Origin of the sequence: Streptomyces sp. NPDC048514, assembly GCF_043199955.1 — a bacterium.
GTDB lineage: Bacteria > Actinomycetota > Actinomycetes > Streptomycetales > Streptomycetaceae > Streptomyces.
In genome coordinates this window covers 212,356-228,868 of record NZ_JBICWT010000001.1, presented here as the reverse complement: position 1 = coordinate 228,868, position 16,513 = coordinate 212,356, and the positions used below count along the sequence as shown (strand labels likewise).

The 16,513-nt window shown below is 71.0% G+C and carries 12 protein-coding genes and 1 pseudogene; 9 read left to right on the top strand and 4 right to left on the bottom strand.

From position 1 onward, the window contains the following. The first annotated feature begins 474 nt into the window (after positions 1-474). The 5 genes from coaD (at position 475) to ACGFT2_RS01015 (ending at position 6,880) form a co-directional block, all read left to right on the top strand. Positions 475-945 (top strand): pantetheine-phosphate adenylyltransferase, encoded by a 471-nt coding sequence (gene coaD, locus ACGFT2_RS01035; protein WP_393272145.1) that lies wholly within the window; start codon positions 475-477, stop codon positions 943-945. A 48-nt stretch (positions 946-993) separates the two neighbouring features. Continuing rightward, positions 994-1,920 (top strand): ornithine carbamoyltransferase, encoded by a 927-nt coding sequence (locus ACGFT2_RS01030; RefSeq protein WP_393272144.1) that lies wholly within the window; start codon positions 994-996, stop codon positions 1,918-1,920. 265 nt (positions 1,921-2,185) lie between these two features. Then, on the top strand, positions 2,186-3,649 hold the full coding sequence (locus ACGFT2_RS01025; protein ID WP_393272143.1) for an argininosuccinate lyase: 1,464 nt from the start codon (positions 2,186-2,188) through the stop codon (positions 3,647-3,649). 13 nt (positions 3,650-3,662) lie between these two features. Further along, a complete protein-coding gene (locus ACGFT2_RS01020; RefSeq protein WP_393272141.1) occupies positions 3,663-4,580 on the top strand; it encodes a kinase in 918 nt (305 codons plus the stop codon). A 2-nt stretch (positions 4,581-4,582) separates the two neighbouring features. After that, entirely contained in the window at positions 4,583-6,880 is a 2,298-nt protein-coding gene (locus ACGFT2_RS01015) for a pyridoxal-phosphate dependent enzyme (RefSeq protein ID WP_393272140.1), read from the top strand. Positions 6,881-7,188: 308 nt separating this feature from the next. Here ACGFT2_RS01015 and ACGFT2_RS01010 read toward each other — a convergent pair whose 3' ends face one another. Together ACGFT2_RS01010 and ACGFT2_RS01005 are read right to left on the bottom strand one after the other, a co-directional pair. Continuing rightward, complete coding sequence (locus ACGFT2_RS01010) at positions 7,189-8,418, bottom strand: MFS transporter (protein WP_393272138.1); 1,230 nt, start codon at positions 8,416-8,418, stop codon at positions 7,189-7,191. A 583-nt stretch (positions 8,419-9,001) separates the two neighbouring features. Beyond that, positions 9,002-9,649, bottom strand: coding sequence for a superoxide dismutase (locus ACGFT2_RS01005; RefSeq protein WP_393272136.1), 648 nt, complete (start codon positions 9,647-9,649; stop codon positions 9,002-9,004). 177 nt (positions 9,650-9,826) lie between these two features. Here ACGFT2_RS01005 and ACGFT2_RS01000 point away from each other — a divergent pair. Then, positions 9,827-10,152: pseudogene (locus tag ACGFT2_RS01000) on the top strand (tRNA (adenosine(37)-N6)-threonylcarbamoyltransferase complex transferase subunit TsaD); the annotation flags it as partial. Between the two features lie 151 nt (positions 10,153-10,303). Here the strand turns inward: ACGFT2_RS01000 and ACGFT2_RS00995 are convergent. Then, a complete protein-coding gene (locus tag ACGFT2_RS00995) occupies positions 10,304-11,590 on the bottom strand; it encodes a M20 family metallopeptidase (RefSeq protein ID WP_393272134.1) in 1,287 nt (428 codons plus the stop codon). A gap of 230 nt (positions 11,591-11,820) precedes the next feature. Between ACGFT2_RS00995 and ACGFT2_RS00990 the strand changes: the two genes are divergently transcribed. The 3 genes from ACGFT2_RS00990 (at position 11,821) to ACGFT2_RS00980 (ending at position 13,330) form a co-directional block, all read left to right on the top strand. Continuing rightward, complete coding sequence (locus ACGFT2_RS00990; protein WP_393272898.1) at positions 11,821-12,234, top strand: beta-ketoacyl synthase N-terminal-like domain-containing protein; 414 nt, start codon at positions 11,821-11,823, stop codon at positions 12,232-12,234. A gap of 188 nt (positions 12,235-12,422) precedes the next feature. Then, positions 12,423-12,971: a DUF4232 domain-containing protein gene (locus tag ACGFT2_RS00985; RefSeq protein WP_393272132.1), complete on the top strand. Its 549-nt coding sequence runs from the start codon at positions 12,423-12,425 to the stop codon at positions 12,969-12,971. Positions 12,972-13,105: 134 nt separating this feature from the next. After that, positions 13,106-13,330 (top strand): MerR family transcriptional regulator, encoded by a 225-nt coding sequence (locus ACGFT2_RS00980; RefSeq protein ID WP_393272131.1) that lies wholly within the window; start codon positions 13,106-13,108, stop codon positions 13,328-13,330. A gap of 181 nt (positions 13,331-13,511) precedes the next feature. Here the strand turns inward: ACGFT2_RS00980 and ACGFT2_RS00975 are convergent, their stop codons facing one another. After that, positions 13,512-16,484, bottom strand: a complete 2,973-nt coding sequence (locus ACGFT2_RS00975) for an AAA family ATPase (RefSeq protein WP_393272129.1) — start codon at positions 16,482-16,484, stop codon at positions 13,512-13,514. Positions 16,485-16,513 lie beyond the last annotated feature (29 nt).

Here is a 16,513-nt window from a genome sequence, read left to right as displayed (position 1 = left end):
TCAGCCACACCGCATCGCTACAGGACCGCATGGGGTCCAGCTGAATCGGTCCGGAGGATTGCCCTGGCGCAACGAAACGTATCAGCCATGACTTTCGACATGACCGCCTTGCTCAGGCAGAAATTAATAGTGCCGGCCGAGAACGCCGCAGAATACCGCACCGCCGAGCGTTACCCGGCGGCTGATCCGGTCAGGCCGTCGCCAGCGGGGCTCTTCGAACAGGCCAGGGCCGCGACAATCCGTCGTGCACGTGAAAAACTGTGCGTCCACAGTGCAATCTCCGAGCGCAAGCAGCAGTCGCTCCCATGGCGCCCTCCCCCTTTTCCCCGCAGAACATAAGACGCAAGCAAGCGGAACCTTTTTAAGCCATGATCAACAGCAACCGCAACCAGGTCTCAATATGATGTAGGTCACTCTCGGCCCGAGGGGTTCCCGCAGTTCACGGGGACGACGCCTTTGATATGGTCCGACACCATGAAACGCGTGGTCTACCCGGGCTCTTTCGATCCAGTCACAAATGGACATATCGACATAATCGGACGTGCCGCCGCCGTATACGACCACGTGGTGGTGAGCGTGCTGGTCAACATAAACAAAAAGTGCCGATTCTCCTCGGAAGAACGCTTGGACATGCTCCGCGAGGTGACCGCGGACCTGGACAACGTAAGCGTGGACTCATTCAGCGGACTGCTCGTGGACTACTGTCAGAGGGAGAAGTTCGCGCTGGTCGTCAGGGGGCTGCGCACCATCAGTGACTTCCAAAGCGAGTTGCATATGGCGCAGATGAACTACAGTCTCGCCGGGGTAGAGACAGCATTTTTCATGATGAACCAGAATTACAGCGTCTCATCCAGCCTGGTCAGGGAAATCCTCGACCTGGGTGGCGATGTGTCTCACCTGATCCCGCCGGCGTTGCTGGGCAGGATGAAGCACAACGTCATCTGAGGGGGGATGACGTAGCACGACACTTCTCTAGGGGGACGAAACACCGTCATGCGCAATCTGATCTCTCTGTCCGATCTCGCGCCGGACGACCTGGCGCGCATCGTCGGACGCGCCGTGCAGTTCGGTCGCGACGGTGTCCGGGAGCGGACTCTCGCCGGGCGCGCGGTCGGCATCTACTTCAGCAAGTCGTCGACCCGTACCCGGACATCCTTCTGGTCGGGGGCGACCCGCCTCGGCGCGGACACCATCACCTACGGCCCGGACGACCTCCAACTCACCACCGGCGAGACCCTCGAGGACACGGCGAGGGTGCTCGGTCAGTACCTGGACGCCCTGGTCGTCCGCACCAACGGGCCGGCCGAGGAGATGCGCAGGCTCGGCTCGAGCAGCCGCCTGGCCGTGGTCAACGCGCTCAGCATCGAGGAGCACCCCACCCAGGCCATCGCCGATCTCGCCACGCTCACCGAGGAGTTCGGCAACCTGAACGCGCGTCATGTCCTGTGCGTCGGAGAGGGGAACAGCTCCGGCTCCGCCCTGGCGCTCGCCGCCGCTCTCACACCCGGGTTGCGGCTCACACTGCTGTGCCCTGCCGGGTACGAGGTGCCGGACGAGGTTCTCGCCACCGCCGATCGTCTTGGCGACGGGCGCGCCGAGGTGGAACAGATCACCAGCCCGGCGGATGTGAAGGGACCGGTCGACGCCGTCTACACCAGCCGCTGGCAGACCATGGGGGTGCCCAAGGCGGACGCGAACTGGCTCACCGCGTTCGAGGGGTTCCGCATCGACGGCGAGTTCCTGGATCGGGTCGGCGCACGGCACACCGTCTTCCTGCACGACCTTCCCGCCGTGCGCGGCCAGGAAGTCACCGACGACGTTCTCGACGGAGCACAGAGCCGGGCGTGGCGCCAGGCGCATCACAAGATGACCGCGGCCATGGCCGTACTGGAATGGTGCATGACGAGCGAGGTCCGCTGAACCCGTTCGGGCGATCACCTGGAAGCGAGCAGGAAGCGTGATCGGTCGACGGGTGGGTTGCCTCGGCAATGCGGACGTCGTGCGGTACTAGCCGTCACCGTTCGCAGGTAATGCAACGCGGCCGTATCCGAGATCGAAATCGTCGACATGGCCTTGAGGGAATCGGCCGCCGGCCGCCTTCTCGTGATCACGGCCATCGAGATCGAGGTATGAATGGACCGCGATGCCTGTTGAAAAAGCACACCCCACTCGACTGAGTGGGCGAGTGAGCACCGGGCCGAGTCATCTGCTGCGCACAGAGGTGCTTGATCCGCAGTTCGACGCAGAGGTGAACAATCTGCTGCCGCACTACGTGGCGATCGAGAAAGCCCTGGTCGCGGAGTACGTCCGCATGGGGCTTCTCACCGGGGAGAGTGCGCACGAGATCAACACGCTCCTGGACTCGGTCGATCGCGACACGATGATCGAGCGGAGCGCGGCCTGCATGAGCGACATGGCGTTCACCCTGGAGCGGCACGTCGAGGACGGCCTCGGCGAGCCGGCTCCGGCCTGGCATGTCGACCGCAGTCGCAACGACTACCAGGCGTGCGCGCAGTTGCTCTTCGGACGTTCCCGCCTGCTCGACGCCGCCGCCACACTGCTGGAGTTCGGCCGTGCCGCGCACCGGCTCGCCGGGCGTCACACCGAACACCCGATGCCCGGCTACACGCATCTGCAAGCAGCGCAGATCATCTCGCCCGGCTTCTACCTGGCCGCTCTGTCCGAACAAGCGCAACACACGTCACGCCGGCTCCTGTGCACCTATGACAGCATCGACGCCTGCCCTCTGGGAGCGGGGGCGATGTCAGGCCAGACCCTGCGCTGGGATCGCCGGCGCCTGGCGCGATCGCTGGGTTTCCAGCGGGTGCAGCCGCTCGCGCTGACCTCCGTCGCACATCGAGGCTGGACGGTCGAGATCACCGCCGAGTTCGAGATTCTCGGCGTGCAGTTGAGTCGGTTCGTCACCGACCTGATGGCCTGGGGCAGCAGTGCCTACGGGTTCCTGGATCTGCCGGACGAGCTGTCCGGAATCTCCTCCGCCATGCCGCAGAAGAAGAACTTCCCGATCCTGGAGCGCATTCGGGGACGCCTGGCACATCTGTCTTCGACGCACCTCGACACGGTCCTGGGGCAGCGCAACACCGCGTTCTCCAATTCCGTCGAAGTCTCCAAAGAGGCCGGCGCGGAACTACCGAGAGCCTTCGACTCGTTCGAAAGCGCGCTGCGACTGTTCACGGTGGTGCTGGACAACGCGCGATTCGACGTCGACCGGATGTCTCGCGCATGTGAGAAGGAGTTTCTGGGCGGTTTCGCGCTGGCGAACCGCCTCACCCTCCACGAGGGTGTGCCGTGGCGGCTCGCGCAGGTGATCGCGGGACGGTACATCGTGATGGCTATGGACGCGGGCCTTGAGCCGGCACGTACAGATCCTGATCTTCTGACCAGAGCCGCAGCGGAGAATGGACGCCGTCTGACCGATCCGCACGCATTGCTACGCGACGTATTCGATGTGGCGGGAGCTCTGTGGTCGATGAACTCGGCGGGATCCACTCATCCGCACGCCGTCGGTGAGGTGCTCGCGGAGCAAGAGCGTGAACTCGAACGACTTGCGCGGGAATGGGGCCGTCGGAGGGCGGAGAGCCAAGGGGGAGGCAACGGAGTTGGCCAGTTCGGACACGAGGAGCGTTGAGCGGTCCGTCGGTGTGGCCCAGGGCACCGGCCGGTCGTTCGGGACATTTGGAGAGCTGCTGCAAGGCACTGTCCACTCCGGACAGCATTTCATGGTGACCTGCCCATTGGCGGCGTGGAGCACCGCGACCTTCCGGCACGCGCCCGACACCACGAATGTCGACGTGCACCCCGTCCGCAAATGGAAGGCCGCCCGCATTGCGATGTCGGCGCTGCGTGTCGCGGGCGTGGCCGGCGGCGGTCACCTGACCGTCCACAGTGAATTGCCGGAGGGGAAGGGGCTGGCAAGCTCGTCGGCGGACCTGGTCGCCACGGTCCGCGCCGTGGCGGCTGCGGTCGGAACCCGTTTCCACGCCGAGGACATCGAGTCGCTGATGCGGGAGATCGAGCCGTCCGACGGCGTGATGTACGACGAGATCGTCGACTTCGACCACCGCAACGTGCGCGTGCGGGAAAGGCTGGGCGCGCTGCCGTCCATGATCATCGTCGCGCACGACGAAGGCGGCCAGATCGACACGGTCCACTACAACGAGGCCGCCGGAGCCCACACCGACGAGGAACGCCGCGAGTACGGCCGGCTGCTGACGACGCTTCGTACCGCGGTCCGTGACGGTGATCTGGCGGAGGTCGGGCGAGTCGCCACCCGCAGCGCCGAGCTCAACACCCGCCAGAACCCACGCCGCTTCCTGGACGAGCTGCGGCAACTGTCCCAGGAGATCGACGCACTGGGCGTCGTGTGCGCACACAGCGGAACGGTGCTCGGCATCCTGATCGACCGCACCGATCCCGATGCCGCGGCCAAGACCGAAGCGGCCCTGGCCGGCTGCGCCGCACTGCCTGGTACGACCGCCGTCCACCGATCGCTCGGGCACGAGGACGGCGACTGGAGTCGCCAGGGTGCTCTTCACCTCACCCATCACCAGAGGATGTGACGATGCTCTTTCAGTCCGCTCGCGACATGATCGGGCACACCCCGCTACTGCGCCTCACGCTCGACGTACCCGACGGCACCGAGGTGTACGCGAAGCTGGAACTCGCCAACCCCTTCGCCATGAAGGACCGGGTGGCCAAGAGCGTGGTGGAGGAGGCACGCCGCATCGGGGCGCTCGAGCCGGGGGCGCCGATCGTGGAGAGCTCGTCCGGGACACTGGCCCTCGGCGTGGCCCTGGTGGGGCGCACCCTGGGACATCCGGTCCACATCGTGACCGACCCGAGGATCGATCCCATCACCTTGGCGAAACTACGCTGCCTGGATGCGCACGTCCACGTGGTGCGGTCGATGACCGGGCAGGGCTGGCAGTCCGCCAGGCTGGAGCGTCTCGCCGAGTTGATGCGTGACCTGCCAGGGGCGTTCTGGCCGCGTCAGTACACCAATCCCGACAACCCGCGCGCCTATCGGGCACTCGTGACGGAGTTGATCGACGACCTCGGAACCGTCGACGTCCTGGTGGGCGCGGTGGGTTCCGGCGGCTCCCTGTGCGGTTCGACCCGCGAGTTGCGCAAGACCTTCCCGGGCTTGCGATCCGTCGGTGTCGACTGCGTCGGGAGCGCGCTGTTCGATCAGCCGGACTCTCCCGGCCGGCTGCAGAGCGGCCTGGGCAACAGTCTGTCACCGAACAATCTGGACCGAGACGTCATCGACGAGGTGCACTGGCTCAACGATCACGAGGCATTCGCCGCGACCCGGGCCCTGGCGCGCGAACAGGGCGTCTTCGCGGGCAACACGTCCGGCTCGGTGTATCGCGTGCTCACCGAGGTCGCCGCTCGCGCGACGCCGGGCAGCCGGATCGTCGGGATCTTCCCCGACCGGGGCGATCGCTACATCGACACCGTCTACAGCGACGACTACTGGGACGAGCACCGCGTGACCGACCTCCCTCTGGCCACCGAACCCAGGCTGGTCGAATACGGCACCGCGGTCACCCAATGGTCGCGTGCCGCTCTTCCGCGGGCCGGCACGGAGGGCAAGTTCCTCATCTTCATCGAGTCCAACACGTCCGGCACAGGAATGGAAGCGCTGCGCACCGCGCGCGAACTGGGACTGCGTCCGGTGCTGATCACCGGTAAGCCCGAGCGGTACGCCGGACTCGATGAGACCGGAAGCGAGATCGTCGTCTGCGACACGAACTCGCCCGCTGAGCTGCGCACCGTGATCCAGGAACGCTTCCCCCGCCAGAGCATCGCCGGACTGACCACCACGAGCGACTTCTACGTGCCCGTCACCGCGGAGTTGACCGACTGGCTCGACCTGCCCGGCAACTCGGCCGGCTCCGTCGCCGCCTGCCGGAACAAGGACGTGACCCGTAGTGTCCTCTGGGCAGCGGAAGTCGGCCAGCCCAAGTACGCCGTGGTCACCGACGTCGACGAGGTCGCCAAGGCCGTCGCCGAGATCGGCCTGCCCTGTGTGGTCAAGCCGTCCGACGACTCGGGCTCGAACAATGTCAGACTTTGCGCCGACGTCGACGAGGCCAGGGAAATGGCCGCGCGCATCCTCGCGGTGCGCACGAACGTCCGCGGCCAACCGGCCGCCCGAACCGTCTTGGTGGAAGAGTTCGTCCAGGGCGACGAGTACAGCGTGGAGACCTTCACCCACGACGGCGTCACCACCTGCGTCGGCGTGACCGCCAAGTCCGTCACGGCCGGGCCGTACTTCGTCGAGACCGGTCACGTCTTCCCTGCGCCTCTGCCCGCCCATGCCGCGAACGAGTTGGCCGAGACCGCGATCGCCGCACTCGCGGCCGTGGGCTGGCGCTCGGGCGCCGTCCACACCGAGGTCAAGCTCACCGCGGCCGGCCCACGCGTTCTGGAGATCAACCCGCGCCTGGCGGGGGGCATGATCCCGGAGCTGATCCGGCAGGCGGTCGGTTCCGATCTGCTGGAGCAGCAACTGCGTGCTGCGACGGATCTGCCGGTGGACCTCACGGCCACGCGCGACGGTTACGCCGCGATCCGGTTCCTGTTGCCGGACCGGGCGGGCGTGCTGAGCGGCGTGGAGGGCGTCGAGGCTGCGCTGGCCACGCCCGGCGTCACCAGAGTCGCCGTGACGGCGCGCCCGGGCACCGCGGTGAATCTGGTCGAGAACGCCTACGGGCGCATCGGCTACATCATCGCCGCGGGCGACACCGCCGCGATGGTCGTGCAGGCGCTCGACGCCGCGCTTGACCGTATTCGCATTCGTTTCGACGACGAGTCGGGCCATGGCGAGAGCTGCGGGGATCGAACCGTGCGGTGACACCTTCACTCTGCCCGCGGAGGAGACGCGTCACGGCGATGTGCGAGACGCTGTGACGCGACGCCCGGGCGACACCGTGACGGTCGCGCACCAGGCACTGCGCCGAGCGGTGATGATGCGCTCTCGCACCGGCACGATCTTCGCCGACGACCCAGGTCGGCGGCGTGCCCGAACTTCCGCGCGACGAGCGCTTCGCGCAGGCGCTCCGTCGACGCGTGTCGGTAGCCGTCGGCCTGGGCTACGGTGCCATGGCGGCGCCCGTCGACGTGAGCGCGATGCCCGGCACGGTGAACCGTTCGGGCTTCGTGTCAGTGGACCGGCTGGACCGCGGGAACGTTCTCCACCGAACGCACTGACCGCGAAGCGACCATCGCGGCCGTCACGATCACGTGGATCGCCGCGCAACCGAGCAGGGTCGCGGTGATGCCCGCGGCCTGCGACACCGAGCCGACCACGAGCTGGGCCAGCGGCACCGCCGCGATCGACCCGAGCATGTCGTAGGAGTAGACCCGCGCGAGCCGGTCTTCCGGCACGTGGTGCTGCAGCGACGTCTCCCACGCCACGCCGAACTGCTCGAGGCACAGCCCGGCCACGAAGGCGGCGATCATGAGCAGCCACGGCTTCGGGTGCACGGCGAGTGCCAACGGCAACCCCGCGAACGCAGCCACACACGCCACACCGAGCAACAGCAGCCTGCGCACCCTGATCCGCAGCGCGACGAAGGCACCGACGACCATGCCCGCGGTCTGCGCGGCCAGCACGAAGCCCCACGCCTCACGCCCGATCACGGTGTCCGCTATGACCGGCCCGAGGACCATCGTGCCGCCCGCGTGCGCCGCGTTGACGAAGACGAAAGCCACGACCACGACCCAGGTCCAGGTCCGCGAGACGAACTCCGTCCAGCCGATCCGCAGCTCGGACAGCATCCCCGGCCTGTGCTCGGCGGGAACGGCGGCCGCCGGTACACGCACGAACGAGAAGCACAGGCCCGCCAGCGCGAACGAGAGCGCGTCCACCGCCAGCCCCCAGCCAGGGCCGGCGAACGCGATCAGCAGGCCGCCCAGCGACGCGCCCGCGATCATCGACGAGTTCAGCCCGAGGCGCATCAACGCGTTGGCGCGCTGCCGCTGCTCGGCGGGCACCGTCTGCGGCGCGAGCGCCGAGGAGGCGGGGAACGAGAAGGCGCTCGACATGCCGTTCACGGCGGCCAGCACCACGAACGCCGGCACAGAGACCGTCCCGGTCAGCACCAGGACGGTCAGAAGCCCCTGGCTGACCGCCGACACGGCGGACGACCCCACGAGCACGAACTGGCGAGGCAGGCGGTCCGCCACGACACCGCCCCACAGCAGGAACACCAGGTTCGCGATCGAGCGCGCCGCCACGACGGCACCGAGCGTCGACACCGACTCGGTCACGTCCCGCACGGCGAACACGAGCGCGATCTGCGCCATCGCGTTGCCGGCCATGGTCGTCACGCGGGCACTGAGCAGCCAACGGAAAGCCGGATGCGCCAACGGCGCGAGTGATCCCCCCATGCAGCGCACCGTACCAAGCGGTCCGCTCCGGAAGTCCCTCGGGGGTTTGTCGTGATCAGGGGTCGGCGTCGGTCACGAGGAGGTCGCGGACCAGGACGAAGACTTCTTCCGTGCCACCGGTGAACCAGATCCGGTTTCGCAGCGGTTCGTGCTCGCGGCATACCGGGGTCCCACACCGCGGCGGGTCTGGAGGGCCGCACTGCACGACGAGCAGATCGCCACATTCCAGCGCGAACTGGGCGCGACGGGCTGCCGGTTCCCGTTCATCATCCTGGCGCACACGGTCGCAGGTCAGCGCCGGACCTCCACCGGCTTCGCCTCGTCGCGCGCTGGTGCGGTTGCCGTGCAGCGAGTCAGCGTCACAGGCCAGTCACCGCCTGACTTCGCAATGCGAACACACGTTATCCCAGGAACAGTTGGAGAAGAGCTGTCAGCACGCTCCCGCCCTGCGCGGACTCCGGCCCGGCCGGAACCACGATGAAGGGCTCCCGCGGGCGGCTTGCCCGCGAGAGCCCTTCATCGTGCGCCTGCCGGTGAGCGGTGAGAAGACGATCACGAGCAGGACATCTGCGCGCCTACGGCGTCACGGCTTGAGCAGCAGGCTGTCGCCGCGCTCCTTGGCGGCGGCGTAACGCCTGGCCACGTCCTGCCAGTTGACGACCTGCCACATGGCCTCGATGAAGTCGACCTTCTGGTTCTTGTACTGGAGGTAGAAGGCGTGCTCCCAGGCGTCGAAGACCAGGACCGGGGTCGAGCCCTGGCCCACGTTGCCCTGGTGGTCGTAGACCTGCTCGACGATCAGGCGGCCGCTGAGCGGCTCGTAGGCGAGGACGCCCCAGCCCGAACCCTGCGTGGTGGCCGCGGCCTTGGTCAGCTGGGCCTTGAATCCGGCGAACGAACCGAAGGACTCGGTGATCGCGTCGGCCAGGTCACCGACACCGTCGGCCGCCAGCGGCTCGCCGCCGCCGTCCTTGGGACCGGTCATGTTCTGCCAGTAGATCGAGTGCAGGATGTGCCCGGAGAGGTGGAAGGCCAGGTTCTTCTCCAGGCCGTTGATCGATCCCCACGTCTCCTTGTCGCGCGCCTCGGCGAGCTGCTCCAGGGTGTCGTTCGCGCCCTTCACGTACGCAGCATGGTGCTTGTCGTGGTGCAGCTCGATGATCTCGGGGCTGATCACGGGGGCGAGCGCCGAGTAGTCGTAGGGAAGCTCCGGGAGCGTGTAAAGCGCCATGTCCAACGTCCTCCGACGTTATTGCGATTGATATGCAACTGCACGCTAGCAGCAAGTATCCGGCTTCGCGATCAGGCGTTGGACCTAGGACCCCTCCGTGTCGCCCCCAACGCCCCTCGGTCCGGGCGGTGCGCGGACAGCCACCCCGCCATCCGGGCCGCGCGGGAAGGGGCGGGCGTGGGCTCTCCGATCGGGTTCGGGATCGAGTCGTCGTGCGACGAGACCGGTGCGGGGCTGGTCCGGGACGGGCGGCTGCCGGGGCACGCGGCGGCGTCGAGCATGGACGAGCACGCCCGCTACGAAGGTGTCGTTCCGGAGATCGCCTCCCGCACCCACCTGCACGCCCGGCGTCCGGCGGTCCGGTGGTCCGGCGGGCGCTGGACGAGGCCGGGCCGGGGCTGTCCGGCATCGGCACCATCGCCGTCACCACGGGCCGGGGCCTGTCCGGCGCCCTACGGTTGGGCCTCGCGGGGGCGAAGGGAACCCCCTACGCGCTGGGCGTCCGCCGGCCCCGACGGCCTCGGCCGTGCGCCGCCGGTGCGGCGGGTACCGCCATCGGCCGAGGCCGCCGGCCGGCCGGCGGCTCGCCTCCAGCCGCAGGGCCTCGACCAGTTCCAGTTCGCCGGGGCGGGCCGGGCCGTATGCCGGGGGCGGTCACCGGGCGTCCTCCGGTGCGTGGCCGGAGAGGAAGGCCAGGGCCACGGCGGCCTCGCAGGCGATGCCCGTGGTGATCACGTCCTCGTCGAGGTCGAGGCGGGCCGAGTGCAGTGACGGGGCCTCGTGCGGTGCCTTCCCCGGTGGGCACGCGCCGAGGAAGGCCAGGGCGCCGGGGACGGCCCGCAGCACATAGGAGAAGTCCTCCGCCGTCATCTGGGGGGCCGGCAGCGGGGCCACCGCCTCGGGGCCGAGCGCGTCGGCGGCGGCGCGCAGGACCAGGCCGGTGAAGGCGGCGTCGTTGACGGTGACCGGGTAGCCCGGTTCGACGGTCACTTCCGCCGTCGCGCCGTGCGCCGCGGCCACCCCCTGGGCGACCCGGGCGAGCGCCTCGTGCAGCCGCCCGCGGGTCGGCTCGGTCAACGTCCTGAGGGTGCCGCCCAGTTCCGCGGTGTCCGGGATGACGCCGGTGGCGGTGCCCGCGGCCAGCCGGGTCACGCTGAGGACGGCGCTGTCGTCGGCGGCCAGACTGCGCGTGACCATCGTCTGGAGCGCGAGCACGGTCTCGCAGGCCACGGGCACCGGGTCGCATGTGGTGTGCGGTGCCGAGGCGTGTCCGCCGCGCCCCCGGACGACGATGCGGAACCGGTCCGAGGCCGCCATCTGCGGACCGGCCCGCAGCCGCACCGCCCCGGCCGGCAGGTTCGGGTGCACATGCAGGGCGAAGGCGGCGTCCGCCCGGGTCCCCGAGGCCTCCAGCACCCCCTCCTCGATCATGTGCCGGGCTCCGTGCTCGCCCTCCTCGCCGGGCTGGAACATGAACACCACGTGCCCGGCGAGCGTGTCGCGCCGGCCGGCGAGCAGCCGAGCGGCGCCCACCAGCATCGCCGTATGGGCGTCGTGCCCGCAGGCGTGCATCAGCCCGGAGGTGCGCGAGGCGAACGGCAGCCCGGTGTCCTCGGTGACCGGGAGTGCGTCCATGTCGGCGCGCAGCAGGATCGCCGGGCCGTCGTCCGCCCCGGTGAGGACCGCGGTCACGGAGGACAGGGCGCGGCCGGTACGGATCTCCAGGCCGAGGCCGCCGAGCGCCTCCAGGACCAGGCGCTGGGTGGCCGGCAGGTCCAGGCCCTGCTCCGGGCCGCGGTGCAGGGCGCGGCGCAGTGCGACCGCCTCGGGGGCCAGCCGGCGCGCCTCGTCCAGCAGGGCCCGGCCGGCCGAGGTGGCGCCCGCGGGCCGGGGCGGGACGCCTTCGGGCGCACCCTGGGCGGCCCCGGTCGAAGATGTCATGCGGCCGTTCTCCTTCCCGGGCCCGGTCTTCGTCGGCGCGGCCCGAGGAGGCGGTGCCTCCCACCGCGGGGACCGCGGTGCCGGGCGGACAGACCGCATCGGCTGTGGCGCGCCCGTTCCGGGCAGGACCGGCTGTGGAACAGGATGGCGGATTCCGCCTGCCGCCGGGGGCCGACGCGCTGACATGCCCGGGTACGGACAGCCCCGGGCCCGAGTGAGGGTGAGGGCCGCTGGATGGCGATGTCTGCGTCCGAGGGGGGGCCGGTTGCTGTCCGAAGTGGGTCATCGCCCCGCACTGTGGGGGGGTGTTCTCCCCCGCCGGCCGCTGCCATGTCTTCGACGCGGACGCCGACGGTTGCGTCCGCGGTGAGGGCTGCGGTGTGGTCGGGCTCGAGCGCCCGCCGGACGCGCCGCGGGACGGGGACCGGGTCATGGCGGATCGGTCGTCGTCCCGTGCCCCACGAGGCGGAGCGCAAAGGCGTGTTCGAGGCGGGCCGAAAGGCTCCCGGCATCGGTGGGATCTTCCGCATCGCCTGTTACACGCCTGTGGCACAGCCCGCCCAACCGGCACTGCCCACGGCCACCTCTCCTTGGGTGCACTACACATCCACAGCATGACGACAGCGGAGGAATGCGCCGAATGAACGCCAAGCTCGCCCGGACGACCCGACTCCTCGTCACCCTTGCCGCGACGGGCACGCTCGCTCTGACAGCCACGGCCTGCGGTGGATCCGATGCCAAGGCGAGCGGATCGGCGTCCGCCGGCACGGCAGGCCGCGGATCCGCGTCCGCCGGCACTTCGGGCGACACGTCAGACCGCGCTTCGGGCACCGTGGGTCCCACGCGGGAAGGCCGTGCCGCCGCCGGCGAGAGCGGTGGCACCGCCGTCACGCCCCCGTCGCCGAAGAGCGACGCCCCGGCCGCCGCCAAGTCCGCCTGCACCGGCGCGGAACTGAAGCCGTCGATCGTGCACGGCACCGACGCCGATCCCGACCCCCAGGCGACCTCGACCACCGCCACACTGCTGTTCACCAACGTCGGCAGGCGCACCTGCACGGTCCAGGGGCACCCGGGCGTCGATCTCGTGACCGCCTCCGGCGACACCTGGAGCATCGCGTGGCAGAAGACGACGGCACGGAAGGTCACCCTCCGGCCGGGCGTCGCCACCATGGCCGAGCTGACCTTCCTGCCCGTCGGCCCCACCTCCGGTGCCCCGGACCAGAAGCCGTTCCTGCCCACGAACGTCAAGGTCACCCCGCCCGACACCACCACGACCGCCTCGCTGGCCTGGCCGTGGCAGGACATCGCCGTACTGCGTCAGGACGGCGCCACCCACCCGGGGACGTACATCGGCACGGTCGCCGGCACCGCGAGCGACTGAGCGAAACGGCGGCTGCCTCCGGGCGAGGGGCGCCCCCGGGGCCGCCCGGCGGCGGAAGCGGTGCTCCGCCGGAGCACGGCTCGCGAACGGATCGGCGGCCGAGTCGAAACTCCGCACCGGCCGAGGAGTGACGCATGGTGCCGACTTCGCCGGGCCCCGGCGTCGCCCCGGACCGTCCACAGGCCCGATACACCGTCGAGGAGATCGCCCGATCCGTGGGCGTGTCTCCACGGAACGTGCGGGCGCACCAGTCGCGCAGGCTTCCGCATCCGCCGATCAGGAAGGGCCGGGCCTGCTACTGCGACGACACACATCACCACCGCCTGCGAGCAGGAGTTCCTCGCCGCGGTCACCCGTGACCTCGACGGCTGGGAGGTCTGCCAGCGCCTGTCCCGGGCCCGGGACACCACCGCCGCATGCGGACGGCTGCGGGCGCAGGTCCTCGACCTCCCCACGCCCACCATGCGCCGAGGAGTGTGCGGGCGCGCGTCCATCCCGCCGCGCGCGGCGAGGCGGCGGGGGCGGGGGCTTGTCGGGTGGTCAGGAGGCTGGGCGGAGTGTCAGCGGGCGTGTGGTGCGGTCCGGCGGTTTCCTCGCGCCGTCGACACGGCGCAGGGCGGCCCGGCGGCCCGGGTCGGGGAGTTGGCCGGCGACCGCCGCGGGCAGGTCGGTGCGGCCGGAGACGGAGAGTTTGCGGTAGACGCGGCTGAGGTGGAGTTCGACGGTGCGCCGGGTGACGTAGAGGCGGTCGGCGATCTCCCTGTTCGTCAGGCCCTCGGCGGCCAGCAGGGCGGTGCGGTGCTCGGCCGGGGTGAGAGCGTCGAGGCCGGTCTCGGCGCCGCGCCGGGGGCGGGCACCGGCCGAGGCCAGGTCGTCGCGCAGCGCCTCGACCAAGGCTCCGGCGCCGCACTTCTCGGCGAGGGCCAGGGCCGCGCGCAGCTGTTCGCGGGCCTGGCGGGCCTTGCGCAGCCGCCGCAGTTCATGACCCAGCGAGCGCAGCACACGGGCCTGCTGCAGCCACGCCCCGGAGTCGCGCAGGAGGTCGGCCGCCTCGTACAGCAGGGGAGCGCGCTGACCGCCCCGGGTGACCAGGGCGAGCGTGTGCAGAGCGGTGGCGACGGCGTGCCGGGCGCCCCAGGCGCGGGCCTGCTCCAGTTCCTCGCGGGCCAGCCGCTCGGCGGCGGCGGTGTCGCCCTCGTGGGCGTACAGGGCGGCGGCGGCCGCGCGCCACGGGTGGCGGTCGGGATGGCGCGCTGCGCGCAACTGCCGTCCGCACTCCTCCAGATCGGCGAGCGCGGCGTGGGTGCGGCCGAGCATGGCGTGCAGCCGGCCCCGGTGGAACAGCAGTTCGGGCAGGGCCGCCTCGGGCGGCTCGGTCAGCGCCGGGTCGTCCAGGAGCAGCCCGCGTGCGCCGTCCAGATCGCCGGTGTCCAGCAGGATGCCGCCGAGCCTGCACCGGGCCAGGGCGCTGCCCAGCCAGGTCCCGGCGGGGCCGTCCGCGAGGGCCTGGCGGGCCGCTTGTGCCGCCTCGCGCAGTCGCCCCGCCCGGTGACCGCAGGCGGCGAGGGTGGCCTCGGCCAGGGCCGCCATGGTGCGGGCGCCCTCCTCGCGGGCCGCGGCGGCCAGTGCACGGCAGGCGTCCAGTGCCTCGTCGTGCTCCCCCGCGTCGCACAGCAGCTCGGCGAGGAGCAGTCGCAACGGCGTGGTGGGCACGTCGGCCGGGCCGGCGGGTTCGCTCAGCCCGGCACGGGCGTGGCGGACGACCTCCTCGCGCCGCGCGCCGCGGGCCCGGGCGGCGAGCGCGGCCAGCGTCGCCTGGGCGCAGCGCACCCAGGGGGTCCTGGCGGTGGTGGGCGCCGCCGGGACGGGCAGTGGTGTGCGGCCGCCGCCGGTGAGCAGGGTGAGGACGCCGAGGACGGCGAAGGCTCCGGCTGCCGGTTCCCGGGCGGGGTCGAGTGGCCCGAGGTCCCCGAGCGTGCCGCGAACGATGCGCTGGGCGGCGTCCAGATCGCCGTCGAGGGCGGTGGCCTGGACGAGGTTGACGAGGGTGGCGATCGCGGCGTCGTCGCCGACGTGGCGCGGCCGGGCGAGGGCCCGCAGCCGGCTGACGGCGGCGGCGGGCGCGTCGGCGGCGAGTTCGACGCAGCTGAGCCGCCGCAGCAGTTCGGGCTGGTCGCCGGGGCCGCCTTCGCGGGCGCACCGCTCCAGCAGGGTGCGGGCCTCCTGCATGTCGTGCCGGGACAGGGCGGTGCAGGCGGCGTCGAACAGCAGCCGGTAGGCCCAGCGTTCGCCGGTGGGCGCAGCTCGCCGCAGATGGTGGACCACCTCGTGCGCGGGGGCGCCGGAGGCGTGCAGGGCGCGGGCCGCCGCCGTGTGCAGCCGGGCGTGTTCGCTGGGCGGCAGCGCGGCGAGGAAGGAGACCGGCATCATCGGCTGGGCGAAGGCGACGCCCTCGCCGGTCTCCTGGAGGACGCCGCAGCGTACGAGGGTGTGCAGCATGTCGGCGGCCTCGGCGTACGGGATGCCGACGAGTTCGGCGACCAGGGCGGGGGTGCCGGCGCGGCCGGTGACGGCGACGGAGTCCAGGGCCCGGCCGACGCCGGGGAAGCGCTCCTCGAACCGCGCGACGACTGTCTCCGCGACCTCCACCGAGCCCAGGGAGTCGATCTGTTCGCACGTCGGCTCGGTGGCCGTGCCGCCACGTCTGAGTTCGCGCAGCAGGGCGTGGATGAGCAGCGGGTTGCCGCCGGTGGCCCGGTGGCAGGCGCGCACCAGGGCGTCGGCGACGGGCCGGCCGAAGAAGGAGGCCAGCAGGTAGTCGACGGCGTCCGGGTCCAGGCCGGACAGCACCGTGCGCTGGTGGAAGTCGGAGACGACGCGGGCGAGGGCGGCGGTGCCGGATCCTCGTGTGCCGGTCCGCCGCGCGGCGACACCGCCGTATCGGAGTCCGTCGCCCTCGCCACCGGACCCGGTGCCTCCGCCCTCGCGTCCGGCGCCGGTGCCATGGCCGTGCGCCGGGTCGTCGTGGGCCGGGGAAAGGCCGGGTGCGAGGGTGGCCAGCAGTGCCACCGGCAGCCCCTCCAGCCGGGCCATGAGGTGTTCCAGCCAGCGCAGCGAACGCCGGTCGGCCCAGTGCAGGTCGTCCACCGCGATCAGCAGCGGTGTGCGGGGGGTGAGCGCGCCGATGAGCTGGTCCAGGAGTCCGGCGGCGGTCTCGGGGCTGCCCGGCTCCGCGGCGGGCGGGCCCGCGGTCCCGCAGTCGGGTGCCGGGCCGGGCGGCGGGCAGGAGTGCAGTTGGCGCAGCACGTCGCGGGTCAGGGCGGTGCCGGACGGCCGGGCACGGATGGATATCGTCTCGAATCCGCCTGCGCGCGCGGTTCTGACGGCGGCGCGCAGGAGGTACGACTTGCCGGTCCCGATGCCGCCTTCGAGCAGGAGGCTGGCCCCCGCGCCGGACGCCGCGGAGGCCAAAACCCTTTGTAAGTCGGATACTTCACAGTCGCGGCTGAGCACGCGAACCCCTTCCTCGTCGCGTCGGCCCT

Excerpts from the sequence above, each read along its gene's own strand:
- ACGFT2_RS01030 (WP_393272144.1), top strand. The coding sequence starts at position 994 with ATGCGCAATCTGATCTCTCTGTCCGATCTCGCGCCGGACGACCTGGCG.
- coaD (WP_393272145.1), top strand. The coding sequence starts at position 475 with ATGAAACGCGTGGTCTACCCGGGCTCTTTCGATCCAGTCACAAATGGA.
- ACGFT2_RS01005 (WP_393272136.1), bottom strand. The coding sequence starts at position 9,649 with ATGGCGCTTTACACGCTCCCGGAGCTTCCCTACGACTACTCGGCGCTC.
- ACGFT2_RS01015 (WP_393272140.1), top strand. The coding sequence starts at position 4,583 with ATGCTCTTTCAGTCCGCTCGCGACATGATCGGGCACACCCCGCTACTG.
- ACGFT2_RS00995 (WP_393272134.1), bottom strand. The coding sequence starts at position 11,590 with ATGACATCTTCGACCGGGGCCGCCCAGGGTGCGCCCGAAGGCGTCCCG.
- ACGFT2_RS00980 (WP_393272131.1), top strand. The coding sequence starts at position 13,106 with ATGGTGCCGACTTCGCCGGGCCCCGGCGTCGCCCCGGACCGTCCACAG.
- ACGFT2_RS01010 (WP_393272138.1), bottom strand. The coding sequence starts at position 8,418 with ATGGGGGGATCACTCGCGCCGTTGGCGCATCCGGCTTTCCGTTGGCTG.